This window comes from Bacillus sp. MM2020_4 (assembly GCF_011250555.1).
Classification (GTDB): domain Bacteria; phylum Bacillota; class Bacilli; order Bacillales; family Cytobacillaceae; genus Neobacillus.
This window is the reverse complement of the sequence record NZ_JAANMZ010000004.1, coordinates 187,633-203,691: the sequence shown is the minus strand read 5'-3', so window position 1 is coordinate 203,691 and position 16,059 is coordinate 187,633. Positions and strand designations below refer to the sequence as shown.

Below are 16,059 nucleotides of genomic sequence, written 5' to 3'. Positions count from 1 at the left end.
GAATTGTAATATTATTATCTCGAATTAAAAATATAATAATTCATAATAACTAAATCTGAGATTTTGTAATAAGGTGGTGCGGGATATGGGTTTTTTGGATAAATTATTTGGTAAAACACAAGAGGAGGAAACGACAATGACAAAATTAAACATTGGTATTATTTTAGGAAGCACACGTCAAGGACGGGTAAGTCCACAAGTAGGAGAATGGGTGAAAGGGATTGCTGACAAGCGTCGGGACGCAAATTACGAAATCGTTGATATTGCAGATTTCAATTTGCCATTTTTAGGAACAACTGACGGCACTGAACCAGGCATCGCAGCATGGAACCAAAAACTTGCTAACTTAGATGGGTTCGTCTTTATTGTTCAAGAATACAACCACAGCATCACAGGCGCATTAAAAAATGCCCTTGATTTTGCACGTGAAGCATGGAATGACAAAGCGGCTGGAATTGTTAGCTATGGTTCAACCGGCGGTGCTCGTGCAGCAGAACATTTACGCGGAATCTTAGGTGAATTAAAAGTTGCCGACGTTCGCACACATCCAACATTATCTTTATTCACAGATTTTGAAAACGGAAGTACCTTCAAACCGGCTGAATTGCATCTGACAAATGTGAATGCCATGCTTGGCGAAGTGATTGCATGGAGCGGTGCATTAAAAACAATTAGATAATGGTATAGCAAAAGAGGGGATGATCATTCATCCCCTTCACTCTATAACTTTCGATATTTTTTCATTGAAAAGATATTAAGTAGGATGAATACACCCGCGAATATCACTAATGCCAGAAGGTCCCCGCCAATCTCACTGAAACCATTCCCTTTATACATAACGCTCTTTAAGGCATCACCTGCATAGTACATGGGAAACACTTTTGCAATCACCTGCAGCCAATCGGCCATTCCTTCCAGAGGGAAAATCCCTGCGAAGAAGATTTGTGGAATAACCGCAATCGGGATAAACTGCATCATTTGAAACTCGGAGGCAGCAAACGTTGATAACAATATTCCTAATGATAATGCCACCAATGCTAAAAGCAAATTAATCAGAAGGACATTCCAAATTGAGCCAGCGAGCACGATATCCAGCACGGTAATCGAATAAATGACAACAATAATTGTTTGCAGGACAGCAAATAGGCCATAGCCGACCAAATAGGCGGTAACAATTTCTCCTCTTCGAATCGGAGTAGATAATAATCGTTCTAACGTCCCAGTCGTCCTCTCACGTAGTAACCCAATGCCGGAAATGATAAATACAAAGAAAAAGACGAAGAAACCGACTAGAATAGGGCTTAGTACATCAAAAAACACGGTGTCTTTGTTTCCATACACATAGTTTGTTTCAATCTTTTTAGGCAGCATTCCTGCTAGTGCTGGATTTTGCTGAATGAGTTTACCTTGTGCAAGGGCTGAAACCGTTTGGTTGACTTTCGCCTGCAAACCCTTGGCGGAACTAGGGTCGTCATTCTGAAGTGTTAATTTCATTTGTCCATTTTCCTGCTGCAGCAACCCGCTTAGATCATCATCCACTACAGTGTTTTTTGATACCGCGTCATATTCTTTTACCTTTATGTCTGCCTCTTTGAAGGCTTTTACGAGATTGGAATCAACCCCTACGACACCTATGGTCGGTTTCACAGTATTGCCATTAAATAAGAAGTACATGAGGGTCAAAATTAATAAAGGAGCCACAAACATTAAGGCTAATGTTCGTTTATCACGCAGCATTTGCTGAATGATCCTTTTGATTAGCGCCGATGTTCTCATGACTGTTTCACCCCTGCTTTGAGGAATACCTCATCGAAATCGTCTGTTCCGTATAACACCTTTAATTCACTAGGAGTGCCGCTGGTTAAGATACAGCCGTCCCGGACCATGGCGACGTAATCGCACTTAACCGCCTCATCCATGACATGAGTTGTGACGATAATAGTCTTCTCTTCTTCATTTTTCAGGCGTAAGAATTCTTTCCAAATCGATAACTTCAATTCGGGATCAATTCCTACTGTCGGTTCATCTAAAATTAACACTTTTGGGTCTTGAATAAGGGCGATAGCTAAGGATAAGCGCCGTTTCATTCCCCCTGAATAGGCTGCCACTCGCTTCTTTAGGTCATCTGTCAGGTTGACTAAGTTAGCAACGTAAGCGATCCGTTTTTTTTGCTCGCCCTTACTCAACCTGTAGAGTGAAGCAAAAAATTTTAGGTTTTCTTCTCCTGTTAATTCTACATATAAGGCATCGGATTGCGCCATATAACCAATTTCCTGAAGCAGGCTAAGATTCGGCATCTTTTCGCCTAACACATGGATCGCCCCTGTATCGGCCATTTCCATGCCAACGATCATTTTGACAAGCGTTGTTTTCCCGGCACCTGACGGACCGATTAATCCGAATAATTGGCCTTTCGGGATGGTTAAGTTGACATCATTTAAAACAGGCTTCTTCCCAAAGCTTTTATTGACTTCCTCTACATGAATGGTTGGATTCACATGAAAACCCCCTCAATTTCATTCAGTTAATGAACAGTGTGTTGATCATCTTTATACCCTAATAATAAATTGTCCATCCATGAATTACAATGAACAATATGGAGTAAAGTGTTCATTGTTGTGTATGATGAAAAAATGAAGGAGAGCTCGCCAGAAATTTGTTACTCTTCCCTTCAGTTATTTTTTCATTCCTGCTACAAACCCTGGTCCAAGTAAAGTCATACTGGTTAAAATGATGGTCATTTCCCGAGGTGTTTTTTCCATGTTACTTTCCAGCCATTGCTGGACTACCCCAAGATGGGCCGAGCTCACATAAGCAATAAAAAATTCCAAGGGAACAAGAATATCCTCCCTTTTTAAATTTTCAGCAATTTTTTGCAGAAACATTTTTTTAATCAATTCCTTCAGCTTCACTTGAAAAGCGGCGTTCCCTTTGGGGCCTAAGATGACCTTCATAAAGCTAGAATTGTCTTGAAAGTATTCAAATAGTTTGAGAATGACGGGAACCGGTTCGGATTGACTGGTAAAAGCAATGGCCTCTATTGGATCGAACTTTTTTATCAACTTTTCAATTCCCTGAAGAATCTCCTCCTCACTTTGCTCTAATAAATCGTACTTATCACGATAGTGCAAATAGAAGGTTCCCCGGTTAATCTTCGCTTTCTCCGTTAAATTGCGGACTGTCACCCCTTCAAACCCTTTTTCCTCCATGAGTACTGTGAGTGCATCGCGAATCAATCGTTTGGTCCGCATAACCCGTTTATCTGTTAAACCTTCTGACACATTCATCCCTCCAAGCGTCATTGTTTGCAATCATTTCTGCCCCTATCATATCAAGATTGGCTAAATATTATCAACACGGTGTTGAGTAATGTTGGTGCCTGACAGCATTTTTGTGGCATTTTTTTGTATAATTGGCAGACCATCTGTTAAACATAAAGTGGAAAATTTACCATTTATGAAAGGTGGTTAGGCCATGTTCATAAGTTTGTTACAAGGCATTACGGTTCAAAATTTTGAAATTCTTACGATTGAAGGAGCAGCGACCATCGTGTTTTATTTCACGGTGTATTCGTTTATTGGCTGGCTGCTTGAAAATAGTTACAGCTTCTTCACTAAGCGAGAATTTTTCAAAGAGAATTTTCTATTTGGCCCCTTTAAACCGATGTATGGCTTCGCTCCGGTGCTGTTGGTTTATTTGATTTCACCTAATACAAATGGGGTCATCATGATCCTCTTATGCTTCTTCGTCCCGACATTTGTTGAGTATGTAAGTGGGATGATGCTCCAAAAATGTTTTCATAAACAATGGTGGGATTATTCGGATACGCCCTTACAGCTTCATGGTCATATTTGTCTTCCCTTCTCCATTTGCTGGGTTTTCTTGTCCATTGTAGTTGTAAAATGGATTCATCCGGAAATTGCTTCAATGTATCGGGCGATAGAACCCTATTGGACATGGGTTTGGTCTGCAGTAGGACTATATTTTCTTGCCGACCTCGTTTTAGCGATCCGGAGGCATTCGCTACAGAATTATCTTACAGATGAACCAACTAACCCCATTCAGTAGGATACTGGGGTGTTTGGAAGCAAAGCCTGTCCTCATGAGGTGCTCGTGAGGACAGAAATGGGGGCAGCCCATTTGGCATAAATCGCGTGAACCGACATAAACTCTATAGGTAGTAAAAGGATCTTTCTCTAAAAACGAAAAACAGAGTAAATGGTAGATGGAGGGAGAAGTATATGTTCGATGATGTTTGGCTTCAAGGTCAATTGTTGTGGAATACCCCTTTATTAGCTGGCCTTATTGTTGCGGCCGCACTATATGGATTCTTATTGATGAACTTTACAAATGGAATCATTCATCTAAAACAACCCTTCCTTTTTTCCCTTGGCTTGGTCTTACTCTATGTAACGATTGGCAGTCCTTTATCGACCGTCAGTCATCTGTCGTTCAGTTTGCACATGATCCAAATGAGTATGTTATTTTTCATCATCCCGCCACTTCTTCTGTTAGGTATTCCCGATTCATGGCGCACTAAGAGCGCACGACTAAACAAACTATTCCTCTCTCCGTCCGCTGCACTATACACCTTTGCGATCCTGTTCCTCTTTTACCATCTGCCAGTTATTTTAACCTATCTGTCACAACATTCGACTGTTCATTATGGCTATTTGCTTGTTCTGCTATACACGTCCTTCCGTATGTGGCACCCCATTGTAAACGGGCAGAATAAACGCTACGCCATGTTGAGCGGGCTATTGTTGCTGCCTGCTTGTTTTCTATTTATCCTCAATGCCAGCCTGGGTGAGGTGAATAACCCGCTGCTTGCACAAATGACTGCAACATTTTGCTTTACCCCCACCGAACTAGGCTCTATCAATCTCCTACCTGCACCGTTTAACACTAGACTTGACCAGATGATGGCTGGCTTTCTCATGCTCGGGCTGCATAAATTTGCGCTCATTGTGACAATGCGTCTTGGGAAAAAAGTACACGTGCAAGAAAAGAGGGGAAATGGTTTATGAACCATCTCCCCTTTTTTCCATACATAGATTCAACTGCCCTGCTTGAAAAAAAACTGCCAAAAAACGTTCAAATGTGAACAAAAAAATAGCCCTACTGAGTCATTGGAAATACCTACCGAATCGTTTATTTTAGACTTGTTACAGATTTCGACCCCTTTAAAAAAGTTTATCTGGAAGGAATTATAGAAATGAAAGTATTACTGAAACTGATTTTATTTGTGGGGATGATTAGTTTAGTTGGAGGAAAGGGGACATCTGCAAACGGATCTCTTCAATCACAAATCAATGGTATGCCAGCAGGTGGGAAACTAATAATAGCGGCTGGCATATATCAAGAACCGATTGTTTTAATAAAGCCGATAGTAATAGAAGCTGAACAAGGAACTATTCTTAAAGCTTGTAATGATAAACCAGCTATTACCATCAAGGGGAAAAATGTAACCGTAAAAGGGATTCAGATCACGAACTGTAAAAAAGATAAAAGCCCGGCAGTGATTAAAATGAGTGGGAAGAATCATCACATTGAAGATGTCACCTTGAAAATCTGGAAATCTGGAATATACCTTGAAAACGTTGAAAAGACAAGTTTCCGGAATATTAGATTAACAGGAAACGGAAAGGGAAACGGGGTTGAACTTTGGGATTCCCACCAAAATACATTTGAAGGAATCAAGATTGAGCATGTACAAGATGGCTTTTATATGGAGAATAGTCATCATAACATCTTTAAAAGCAATACCATCAGTGATTCACGGTACGGGCTGCATGTGATGTTTTCCGACAGTATTACCGCAACCCAAAATGTATCAACACGGAATTTTACCGGTGCAATGGTAATGGGAACCAATCATTCCGTTATTGCTGAAAATCAATTGCTGGAAAATAATCAAAATGTGAATGCCCAAGGGCTGCTACTCTACGATGTACACCATTCCATTGTGCATCACAATCGCATAACTGATAATCGTGTCGGGATGTTTATCGAAGATTCAAGCGAGAATGACATCACTGACAACGAAATAACTGCAAATTTTGTTGGCGCACAAATCAATCGTATTAGGAACAATCTGATTACCGGCAATACGTTTATCAGTAATGTAAATGACTTCCAAGCGACGGATGGAACGGATAATACCATTCAGCATAATTACTGGGACACCGCCATTAAGCTTGATATCGACAGTGATGGAAAAAGCAATTTGCCTCACAGCGCTGATCCATTTTTTCTTAAACTGGCACGAGAAACACCACCTTATCAGCTTTTCTTTCAGCACCCGGGGATGATGTTTTTGCAAAAAATGCTAAAAAGCCCCGTAAACATGCTAGTAACTGACCAGGAACCATTAATGACGAATGTGTTAAACAACCAGCAACAATCCGAACAGCCAAAGACTATCCTCTGGGCCATCTGTCTGTCAATGATTTTCGCTAGTCTACTAATAATCTATTTTGGGAGGAAAAAAATATGAAACACAAATTAGTAAATACCTGCTTCATTGCTATCATAGCTTTATTCGTTGCCGCAGGATGTAGTAAAAAGGAAGTGAAGCCGGTGGAGATCAATGAAAAAACCGATAAATGTGAAATCTGCCATATGGCTGTAAAAAATAACGAGTTTGCTACTGAAATTATTCTTGAAAGTGGAAAATCAATGGTATTTGATGATATTGGCTGCATGTATAAATGGATGAAGGAAAATCCCGATAAAAAAATCAACCATTCCTTTGTTAAAGATTATGATTCAAAAGAATGGATTGAAGCGGATGAGGCTGCTTATGTGTATGACAAACCGATTAAAACCCCAATGGCCTATAATGTTCTTTCTTTTACAGATAAAAAAGATGCTCAAATTTTTATCGATGAACATGGCGGTAGTCTATTAACCTATGATAAACTCCAAAATCATAAATGGGAAAAGAATGAGGAAATGGTAAAAGAAATGAAGGAAAAAATGAACATGCATCGACAGGATGACCTGAAAATGGAACATTCCGAGGATAGTCATTAATGAATAATGGAGTAATAGGACAGTCTGCTACGATTGTCCTTTTGCATGAAAGGAAACAAAAAATGAAAAATTTATGGCTTTTTGAATGGAAGACAATGACGAGGCAGCGTTCTTACTATCTTTTTCTAATTCTATGGGTGCTGGTGTTTTCTTTATTATTTTTACTCGAACGAACGAATGCCGGCCTTTCCAATTTTACCAATATAACTGGAACGATCGTAAATATCTTGCTGTATTTATTGCCGCTATTTATGCTGATTATCGGTTCCTTTTCGATTACTAATGAATTGGAAAGCGGGCAATGGCATCTTCTCTGTACGTATCCTATCGGTATTCCAGCCTACCTGTTTGGGAAATTTGCCGGTTTGATTATGGCGCAGGCGGCTGTGTTCACCTTAAGCTTTGGAATTAGCATGGCAATTGGTTTATTTGTAGGCATCCAATTATCGCTGCCATGGCTGCTGGGAATCTATCTCTTTTCTCTACTTTTGATCTATGTATTTTTAATTCTTGGGGTATTTCTCGGAACAGTTGCCAAAACAAGATGGAAGGCATTAATGGCGTCGGTCGCCATCTGGTTCTTCCTTATCATGATTTGGCCAACCGCTTTGATTGCTGTTTTGGGACTCGTTCCCTACTCAATGATTGAACCGTTATTGAAAGTAGCGATGGTCCTAAATCCAGCCGAGTTTTTGCGAATCTTTTTAATTATTAAATGGGATAGTGGTGCGATATTTGGTGCGTCGTATGATGCGATTGTTCACCTATTCCAATCGGGTGCAGGCTGGATGATCTTGATTGGCTACCTGATTGCTTATATCTTTATGCTGTTTTCCCTCTCAATCCTGTTCCTAGGAAGGAGGAGGTATCTATGATAACGATTAAAAACGTCTCCAAGGTATTTAAGCAAAAAACAGCCCTTCATTCATTCTCGTTAACAGCAGAAGACGGAGAATGCATTGTACTCTGCGGTGGAAACGGTGCTGGGAAAAGCACCCTGCTGCAGATCATTGCTGGCATTTCGCCACCTGGTGTTGGGACTGTTTTGATTAATCAGGTAGATATCAAGGAAAATCGTAAACAGTATGTGTCGTTAATTGGATACATGCCTGATGAGTTTTTTGCCCAAGAATCGCTGAGCGTCATAGAGTTTTTAACGTTTTACGGAACGTTTCGAAAGGTTGCACAACCTCGGATTATGGAAGTGATCGACACTCTTGGGTTGGAGGCAAAAAGGGATGAGATGATTAAACACTTATCAAAAGGGATGCGCCAACGGTTGCTATTTGGCCAGGCATGGCTGGCAGCCCCCGCCGTTTTGATTCTTGATGAACCGACAAATGGCCTCGATCCATATTGGATCGATGTTTTTATAGAGTTGTTAAAAAAAATAAAACAGAGTGGTACGACGATAATCTTTTCTACTCATATGATGGATGTGGCCGCCGAAGTGGCTGATCAAGTAATTTTTATGGAAAATGGAAGGATGATTGAAGCGATTCGGAATGATCACGTTAATACGAAGCAATTTATGGTGGATCTGCTGAACCGCTACCGTAAATAGGGGGAATAATTCGATCCAATATGCTTTAATGAAGTGGAAGAGGTGGTGTAAATGTCGTATCGTACGTTAAAAATAATCACGATCTTAATCCCTACCCTGCTTATTGGGGGCTTTGAACTGATTCGGCATAATACTGTGTTACTGCAAAATTTATCGATGGAGACAGGGAATTACTTGATTATCCTTTTAACATTGGTCGTTTCCTATGGGTTTTCTACTTGGCTGTTTAAGCTGATTGAGGAAAAGAACCGTCGACTCGCAACCGAGAGGGAAATGCGGGCTGTTTATGAGGAAAGGGAACGGCTGGCAAAAGAATTACACGATAACATTGCTCAGACATTATTTTTACTAAAGGTAAATTTAAAAAAAGGAAAGGTAGAGGAGGCGAGCGGTCTTGTCAACTCTATCGACGCCAATCTGAGGCAGGCAATTTTTAATCTGCGTGTGAATCCTTTAGAGTTGATTTCTTTTCCGAAACGAATAGAGAATTGGCTGAATGAATGGAGTGCCGTTTCAGGGGTTGAAGCAAATGTTTCCATCGGGTTAGAGGAGGAATACTTTAATCCTTCGGAAGAGGTGCAACTGTTTGGCATCATTCAAGAGGCCTTTACGAATATCAGAAAACATTCCGAGGCACAATCTGCGGCATTCCTGCTCCAGAAGATTTCCGATGGTTGGGAGATGAAAATTGAAGACGATGGGAAAGGGTTTGCGAAGGATGAACGGAATCTGAATCAATATGGTCTTGTCATGTTAAAAGAACGTGTTGAAAAAATTGGTGCAGTGCTTGATATTGCCTCTATAAGAAATGATGGAACAAAAATAACGGTACGAGGGAGCGACAAATAATGGTACCTTATCGAGTGTTAATTGCTGACGATCACCCCCACGCGAGGCAGGCGATTATGGAAATACTTGAAGGAGATTCACTGTTTACCATTGTGGGTCAGGCAAAGAATGGCAAGGAAGCCATTCAACTTTGTACTGAACAGCTTCCCGATATTTTATTAATCGATATCGAAATGCCGGTATTGGATGGCTTGGCAGCAACGAAAATCATCAAGGAGAAATATCCGTTCATCAAAGTGATTATACTAAGCGTCTCCGACAATGTCGGGGATTTGTTTACTAGCATCCAGTACGGCGCCCAAGGCTACTTATTAAAAAATATGGATCCCGACGATTGGCTTCAGTATCTACGTTCAATTGTTGATGGTTCGGACGCGGCAACAAGGGGGTTGGCTGGAAAATTGCTCTATCAATTCCGTGAACGCGATTTGCAGAACACCCCGGCGATTAGTTCTCTAACTCCGAGGGAAAAGGAAATTCTTCTATTAGTTTCAGAAGGGCAAACCAATAAGCAAATTGCTGAAAACCTATTTATTGCCGAAAACACCGTGAAAAACCACATCAAAAATCTATTAGATAAGCTCTGTCTTGAAAATAGAGTCCAGCTTGCTTCCTACGCGGTGAAATATATTACAAAATAATAAGGGAGAGCCTCCATTTTAAGGGGCTCTCCTTTTACTACTCCTCTTACCTCAATCGATTTTATTCCTAAATAAGAAAACCATTGACATTCAAACCTCTGTTTGAATATTATATAATCAAACGAACGTTTGAATGAAGGAAGTGTGACTTGCATGAAAGAGCATGATGTTTGCGAGATTACCTGTGTGGATAGCGAGAAAACCACTCGAGTTCAGCAGCAACTTGAAAAAGGGAACCATATCCCTGAAGTGAGTAAGCTTTTTAAAGCGTTGGCAGATGAAACTCGGATGAAAATTGCTTATGCTTTGACGCTCGAAGACGAGCTTTGTGTCTGTGATGTGGCCAATATTGTTGGGGCGACAACGGCGACAGCCTCCCACCACTTAAGGCATTTAAAAAGCCTTGGTCTCGCGAAATACCGTAAAGAGGGCAAGCTTGCCTATTACTCACTTGATGATGATCATGTAAAACAATTAATTCATATCGCGGTTGCCCACCAGGAGGAGGTGGCAGGTCGTGAGTGAAACGATTGAAAAACAAGTCTATCGTGTTCAAGGCTTTTCCTGAACGAGTTGTGCCGCAAAGTTCGAAAAGAACGTACAGCACCTGGATGGTGTTGTTGATGCAAAGGTAAACTTCGGTGCCTCTAAACTGACCGTTTTCGGAAGCACCACAATAGAACACCTGCACGAAGCCGGGGCCTTTGAAAGGTTAACGATTTTTCCGGAAAAAGAAAAACCACCTGTCTTACCAAAGGAACCGATTTGGAAAAGGTTTGGACTGCTCGGGCTGTCATTACTATTTCTCGCAGCCGGATATCTTTTTTCCGAAAACATCCTTTTCGCCGCCGCTATTTTACTAGGAGGTTTTCCCTTATTTAAAATAGGCTTGAAAAATATATTCCGCCTAGATTTTGACATGAAAACACTGATGACCATCGCGATCATTGGTGCAGCTATTATTGGCGAATGGAGTGAAGGTGCCGTTGTTGTCATCTTGTTCGCGATTAGCGAGGTTCTGGAACGGTACTCGATGGATAAGGCAAGGAACTCGATTCGCTCGCTGATGAAAATGGCACCAACAGAGGCCATCGTTGTCAGGAATGGCAAAGAAATTTTACTAAAAGCCGAGGATATCGAGATCGGCGATTTAATGCTCGTGAAACCGGGGCAAATGATTGCCATGGACGGAATCATTATCGACGGTCATTCCTCTGTCAATCAAGCGGCCATTACCGGCGAATCCGTGCCAGTTGAAAAAGCCGTCAATGATGACGTCTTCGCAGGCACGCTAAATGAAGAGGGATTTTTACAAATAAAGGTCAGCAGGCTCGTTGATGACACGGCGATTGCCAAAATCATTCATTTAGTAGAAGAGGCGCAGGCAGAAAAGGCACCCTCCCAGCAGTTTGTCGACCGGTTTGCCAAGTACTACACCCCGGTCATTATGTTAATGGCAGCCCTTGTTGCTGTGGTCCCGCCGCTCTTGTTCGCGGCTAGCTGGCAGGAATGGATTTACCAGGGTCTTGCAGTTTTAGTCGTCGGCTGTCCATGTGCGCTGGTGATTTCTACCCCGGTAGCCATCGTTACAGCCATCGGCAACGCTGCTCGTAATGGAGTGTTGATAAAGGGTGGCAGCTATTTAGAGGAACTAGGTGCGGTGAAGGCGATTGCCTTTGATAAAACGGGTACGCTGACAAAAGGGGTGCCGGTTGTCACGGACATCATCAACTATAGCGGTGATGAGAATCTGCTTGCGATTATTGCTGCACTCGAAAGCAAATCGCAACACCCGCTTGCCAGTGCCATAATCAAAAAGGCAGCATACCCTGAAAGGGATGTTGCAGAGGTTACGGAGTTTACCTCGATTACCGGTAAGGGCATTAAAGGGATGGTAAACGGGGTGGAGTACCGGGTTGGGAATACAAAACTGTTCAATTCGATCCCTTCGGAAATTGGTGACCAAATCGCCGCTTTGCAAAATGAGGGCAAAACCGTGATGATTGCCGGAACGGCGCCTTCCGAAATTGTTGGTTTAATTGCTGTAGCTGATGAGGTCCGTGAAAGCAGTGCTGCCGTCATGAAGCGACTCTATCAGATGGGCATTCGGCATACGTTTATGTTGACTGGCGATAACAAGGCAACGGCCGCTTCCATCGGCAGTCAAGTTGGCGTTACTAGTGTGGAAGCGGAGCTGCTGCCTGAAGATAAATTGACTTTTATAAAAAAATGTAAATCACAGTTTGGCAGAGTCGGGATGGTGGGCGACGGGGTCAATGATGCACCGGCACTTGCTGCAGCGAATGTGGGGATTGCGATGGGCGGGGCAGGGACGGATACCGCTTTAGAAACGGCTGACATTGCCTTAATGAACGACGACTTAACAAAGCTGCCGTTTACCATTAAACTAAGCCGTAAAACAGTACGGATTATCAAGCAAAATATTACTTTATCACTTGTAGTGAAGCTGGCGGCACTCCTGTTGGTCGTTCCAGGCTGGCTGACCCTATGGATCGCAATTTTTGCTGATATGGGAGTGACGTTACTCGTTACCTTTAACGGTTTAAGACTTTTGAGAGTAAAAGAATAGCAATGATTTTTAAAGAGAACTATAAAAGAGCCGCCACCACGGTGCTCTAGGGGGGATAAACATGGGTCATCACCACCATCACGGACATTCTCACGGCCACTCGCATGGCCATTCACATACAAGTAATAAAAAAGCTTTATTGAGTTCTTTCATTCTGATTTCTGCATTTATGATCGTCGAAGTAATCGGCGGATTTTTGACAAACAGTTTGGCACTATTATCTGATGCCGGTCACATGCTGAGCGACGCCGCGGCACTTGGCCTGAGTTTCTTCGCCATCAAACTCGGGGAAAAACAAGTATCACAAGAAAAAACGTACGGCTACAAACGATTCGAAATTATTGCAGCAGCTCTAAACGGACTAACGTTGGTTGTCATTTCTTTATTTATCTTTTATGAAGCCATTCAGCGCTTTTTCGCTCCCCCGGATGTACAAAGTACGGGGATGCTGATCATTTCCATAACAGGTTTGGTAGTAAACGTCATTGCAGCCTGGATTTTAATGAAAGGCGACAAAGATGATAACTTGAATGTGAGAAGTGCCTTTTTACATGTGATTGGTGATATGCTTGGGTCAGTTGGAGCAATTATTGCGGCCCTTCTTATTATGTTTTTCGGCTGGGGCATTGCTGACCCGATTGCCAGTGTGATTGTAGCAGCGTTGATCCTTGTCAGCGGATTTCGCGTTACCAAGGATTCCTTCCATATTTTAATGGAAGGGGCGCCAACACAAATTGATATCAGTCAAGTGAAATCCACGCTCGGCGGGATTCCACTCGTAAAGGAAGTCCATGACCTTCATATCTGGACGATTACTTCTGGATATCCAGTCTTAAGCTGTCACATTACCATCGCCGATAACGGGGTTCATGATGAAATTCTCTCACAATCTCAGCGAATCCTTCACGACGAATTCCACATCGAACACAGCACCATCCAAGTAGAAAAAGAAACAAACGGCTGCCCGAGCCCGCACGGCACCTGTAACTGACAGCACTTCCTATTTGGCACCTTTTACGATTGGGTGCCTTTTTGTGTTTGGTATCTTCTTCCACTTGGTGCCTGTCACCAATAATACACTCCCCAACTTAGTAAGCTTTTTTATGCTTTTTTCTTTACCTCGCTCATAAGTTTGGTAAAATGTTCATGATTCGTTCAAACTAGACTAACCACAATTTTTGAGGGGGAATACTGTTGAAAAAAACAGTCAATCCACAGGATAAGCGTTTTAAAATCGCCCATCGCGAAGCCCTAATAGGCATTGCCCTTGTGATCATCAATTTTATCTGGTGGTATGGGTTTGCCTACGGAATCGGCTCCGCCAAGGTCGAAGGCTATACCTACATATTTGGCTTACCGGCATGGTTCTTCTACAGCTGTATCGTTGGATCTGTCGTCATGATTATTCTCGTTATTCTAACGGTGAAATTCCTGTTTAAAGAAGTTCCCTTTGATGAGCAAGAGGGGGACATCAAGTGAATTGGCCAGTGATAACCCCGTTACTCATTTTCTTACTTATAATCTTTTCAATCGGCTTATGGTCAAACAAATTTGTCCTCAAATCTAACTCGTTCCTTGAGGAGTATTTTTTAGGTGAGCGGCAAATGGGCGGGTTCATCCTGGCGATGACCATGGTCGCTACCTATGGCAGTGCCAGCAGTTTTATTGGTGGCCCCGGTGTCGCCTATACGCAAGGATTAGGCTGGGTACTCCTTGCCATGGCCCAGCTGGCAACTGGTTATTTTACGTTAATGGTGTTAGGAAAGAAATTTGCGATTGTCGCGAGGCAATACAAAGCGATTACGCTCATCGATTTTCTGAAAGAGCGCTATAAAAGTAAAACCGTTGTCATCGTTTCGGCCGCGAGCATCATTATCTTTCTTTTTTCATCGATGACTGCACAATGGATTGGCGGCGCGCGGCTCGTTGAATCACTAACAGGACTTCCGTACGCAACAGCCTTATTCATCTTCGCCTTCTCGGTCCTTGTCTTTGTCATTGTCGGTGGCTTTCGGGCCGTGGCCTTGACCGATGCCGTTCAAGGTGTTGTCATGTTCATAGGGACGTTAATTCTGCTGATTGCTACCATTAAAGCCGGCGGCGGCATCCCAAAGATTATTTCGGATTTAACAGCGGAAAATCCTAATCTAATTACCCCATTTGGTGCAGATCGGAGCCTTACGCCAGCCTATGTTTCTTCCTTTTGGATATTAGTGGGGATTGGCGTTGTGGGTCTGCCGCAAATTACGGTGCGGGCCATGTCGTATAAAAATTCGAAAGCTATGCACACCGCGATTATTATTGGGACGATTGTAGTTGGTTTCATCATGCTCGGCATGCACCTTATTGGCGTTTTCGCCAGACCCGTGCTTCCAGGTGTGAAAATCGGTGATACCGTCATGCCGCTGTTATCGATGAAGGTGCTGCCACCGTTTGTAGCCGGGATTGTCCTCGCTGCCCCGATGGCGGCAATCATGTCGACGGTCGATGCCCTGCTGATTTTGGTCAGCTCCGCACTTGTGAAGGATGTTTATTTAAATTACATTAAGCCAAATGCCGGGGACGATCATGTAAAAAAGGTCAGCTTCAGTGTAACAGCGGTCATTGGCATTCTTGTTATCCTGCTGGCGCTAAGCCCGCCTGATTTAATTGTCTGGCTAAATTTATTCTCCTTTGGCGGTCTTGAGTCCGTCTTTATTTGGCCGGTTATTTTAGGACTGTATTGGAGTAAAGGAAATAAATACGGTGCGATTACCTCGATGATTTTGGGAATGGGTTCGTACATTTTATTAGATCGTTTTTATCCAAATCCATTCGGGCTGCATACGGTTGTCACGCCGATTGTCCTTTCCTTCCTTGGATTTGTCGTTGTCAGCTTATTTTCTCAGCAAAAAGCCGAAGCTAGTTTTATAAAAATCAAGAAGTAGACAAGCAAACTTTTTTATTGCAATTTCATTGATAAATTTCTAAAATGAATAAACAGAAATCTTTAAATAAGGTGGGAGCCCATTGATAAGCGTTATTCAATTTTTATCGGCAATTATTTTGCCAGGGTTACTAGTCTTACTTTTCACAAGGGTCACGTATAATCGGCTCATTGGCCTTGGCTTAACCATCGCGCTCATCGCTGCGTCTGCCTATAAAGGATATACAAACAACTCTGCACTCATCATCATTGATGCTTTCTCGTTAACCGCGGGCTTCTGGCTGGCGGCAAAAATGAAACCGCGAGCAGTAAAAAATAGCTAAGTCTGTCCATTGTGACAGGCTTTTTATTTTTAGAAAAAATAAAATCGAATACTAGTTCGCATATTAGTGGTTTGTTTTCGGCTGATTGTGGTAGAATGTTAATATGAAAATTTAGAGACGACACTTTTCAG

At 42.3% G+C, this 16,059-nt stretch carries 18 protein-coding genes; 15 read left to right on the top strand and 3 right to left on the bottom strand.

Annotated elements, in window-relative coordinates:
• Window positions 1-85: 85 nt before the first annotated feature.
• Window positions 86-679 (top strand): NADPH-dependent FMN reductase, encoded by a 594-nt coding sequence (locus G6554_RS05865; protein WP_166239693.1) that lies wholly within the window; start codon window positions 86-88, stop codon window positions 677-679.
• A 41-nt stretch (window positions 680-720) separates the two neighbouring features.
• Here the strand turns inward: G6554_RS05865 and G6554_RS05860 are convergent, their stop codons facing one another.
• The 3 genes from G6554_RS05860 to G6554_RS05850 form a co-directional block, all read right to left on the bottom strand.
• Window positions 721-1,776: an ABC transporter permease gene (locus G6554_RS05860; RefSeq protein ID WP_166239691.1), complete on the bottom strand. Its 1,056-nt coding sequence runs from the start codon at window positions 1,774-1,776 to the stop codon at window positions 721-723.
• A complete protein-coding gene (locus G6554_RS05855) occupies window positions 1,773-2,498 on the bottom strand; it encodes an ATP-binding cassette domain-containing protein (protein ID WP_166239689.1) in 726 nt (241 codons plus the stop codon). Before G6554_RS05855 ends, G6554_RS05860 begins: the two co-directional genes overlap by 4 nt.
• A gap of 177 nt (window positions 2,499-2,675) precedes the next feature.
• Window positions 2,676-3,302: a TetR/AcrR family transcriptional regulator gene (locus tag G6554_RS05850; protein ID WP_242637725.1), complete on the bottom strand. Its 627-nt coding sequence runs from the start codon at window positions 3,300-3,302 to the stop codon at window positions 2,676-2,678.
• Window positions 3,303-3,474: 172 nt separating this feature from the next.
• On the opposite strand from G6554_RS05850, the gene G6554_RS05845 reads away from it, so the two are divergent.
• The 14 genes from G6554_RS05845 to G6554_RS05780 all read left to right on the top strand — a co-directional run bounded on the left by G6554_RS05845 (window position 3,475) and on the right by G6554_RS05780 (window position 15,928).
• Window positions 3,475-4,068 (top strand): putative ABC transporter permease, encoded by a 594-nt coding sequence (locus tag G6554_RS05845; RefSeq protein WP_166239687.1) that lies wholly within the window; start codon window positions 3,475-3,477, stop codon window positions 4,066-4,068.
• Window positions 4,069-4,241: 173 nt separating this feature from the next.
• Window positions 4,242-5,027 (top strand): cytochrome c oxidase assembly protein, encoded by a 786-nt coding sequence (locus G6554_RS05840; protein WP_166239685.1) that lies wholly within the window; start codon window positions 4,242-4,244, stop codon window positions 5,025-5,027.
• Between the two features lie 188 nt (window positions 5,028-5,215).
• Window positions 5,216-6,496 (top strand): right-handed parallel beta-helix repeat-containing protein, encoded by a 1,281-nt coding sequence (locus tag G6554_RS05835; protein WP_166239683.1) that lies wholly within the window; start codon window positions 5,216-5,218, stop codon window positions 6,494-6,496.
• On the top strand, window positions 6,493-7,035 hold the full coding sequence (locus G6554_RS05830; RefSeq protein ID WP_166239681.1) for a nitrous oxide reductase accessory protein NosL: 543 nt from the start codon (window positions 6,493-6,495) through the stop codon (window positions 7,033-7,035). Before G6554_RS05835 ends, G6554_RS05830 begins: the two co-directional genes overlap by 4 nt.
• On the top strand, window positions 7,035-7,910 hold the full coding sequence (locus tag G6554_RS05825; RefSeq protein WP_242637716.1) for an ABC transporter permease: 876 nt from the start codon (window positions 7,035-7,037) through the stop codon (window positions 7,908-7,910). The genes G6554_RS05830 and G6554_RS05825 overlap by 1 nt, the downstream gene beginning before the upstream one ends.
• Window positions 7,907-8,599: an ABC transporter ATP-binding protein gene (locus tag G6554_RS05820; RefSeq protein ID WP_166239679.1), complete on the top strand. Its 693-nt coding sequence runs from the start codon at window positions 7,907-7,909 to the stop codon at window positions 8,597-8,599. The genes G6554_RS05825 and G6554_RS05820 overlap by 4 nt, the downstream gene beginning before the upstream one ends.
• Before the next feature lie 51 nt (window positions 8,600-8,650).
• Window positions 8,651-9,448, top strand: a complete 798-nt coding sequence (locus G6554_RS05815) for a sensor histidine kinase (protein WP_166239677.1) — start codon at window positions 8,651-8,653, stop codon at window positions 9,446-9,448.
• The gene (locus tag G6554_RS05810) at window positions 9,448-10,089 is read left to right on the top strand and encodes a response regulator (protein WP_166239675.1); all 642 of its coding nucleotides are present in this window, start codon (window positions 9,448-9,450) and stop codon (window positions 10,087-10,089) included. The genes G6554_RS05815 and G6554_RS05810 overlap by 1 nt, the downstream gene beginning before the upstream one ends.
• A 153-nt stretch (window positions 10,090-10,242) precedes the next feature.
• Window positions 10,243-10,614, top strand: a complete 372-nt coding sequence (locus G6554_RS05805; RefSeq protein ID WP_166239673.1) for an ArsR/SmtB family transcription factor — start codon at window positions 10,243-10,245, stop codon at window positions 10,612-10,614.
• Window positions 10,607-12,679: a heavy metal translocating P-type ATPase gene (locus G6554_RS05800; protein ID WP_347564280.1), complete on the top strand. Its 2,073-nt coding sequence runs from the start codon at window positions 10,607-10,609 to the stop codon at window positions 12,677-12,679. The genes G6554_RS05805 and G6554_RS05800 overlap by 8 nt, the downstream gene beginning before the upstream one ends.
• A gap of 61 nt (window positions 12,680-12,740) precedes the next feature.
• Window positions 12,741-13,670, top strand: a complete 930-nt coding sequence (locus tag G6554_RS05795) for a cation diffusion facilitator family transporter (protein WP_166239669.1) — start codon at window positions 12,741-12,743, stop codon at window positions 13,668-13,670.
• Window positions 13,671-13,873: 203 nt separating this feature from the next.
• Complete coding sequence (locus tag G6554_RS05790; RefSeq protein WP_166239667.1) at window positions 13,874-14,158, top strand: YhdT family protein; 285 nt, start codon at window positions 13,874-13,876, stop codon at window positions 14,156-14,158.
• A complete protein-coding gene (gene panF, locus G6554_RS05785) occupies window positions 14,155-15,606 on the top strand; it encodes a sodium/pantothenate symporter (protein ID WP_166239665.1) in 1,452 nt (483 codons plus the stop codon). The genes G6554_RS05790 and panF overlap by 4 nt, the downstream gene beginning before the upstream one ends.
• A gap of 82 nt (window positions 15,607-15,688) precedes the next feature.
• Window positions 15,689-15,928, top strand: coding sequence for a CsbA family protein (locus tag G6554_RS05780; protein WP_166239663.1), 240 nt, complete (start codon window positions 15,689-15,691; stop codon window positions 15,926-15,928).
• Window positions 15,929-16,059: the final 131 nt, after the last annotated feature.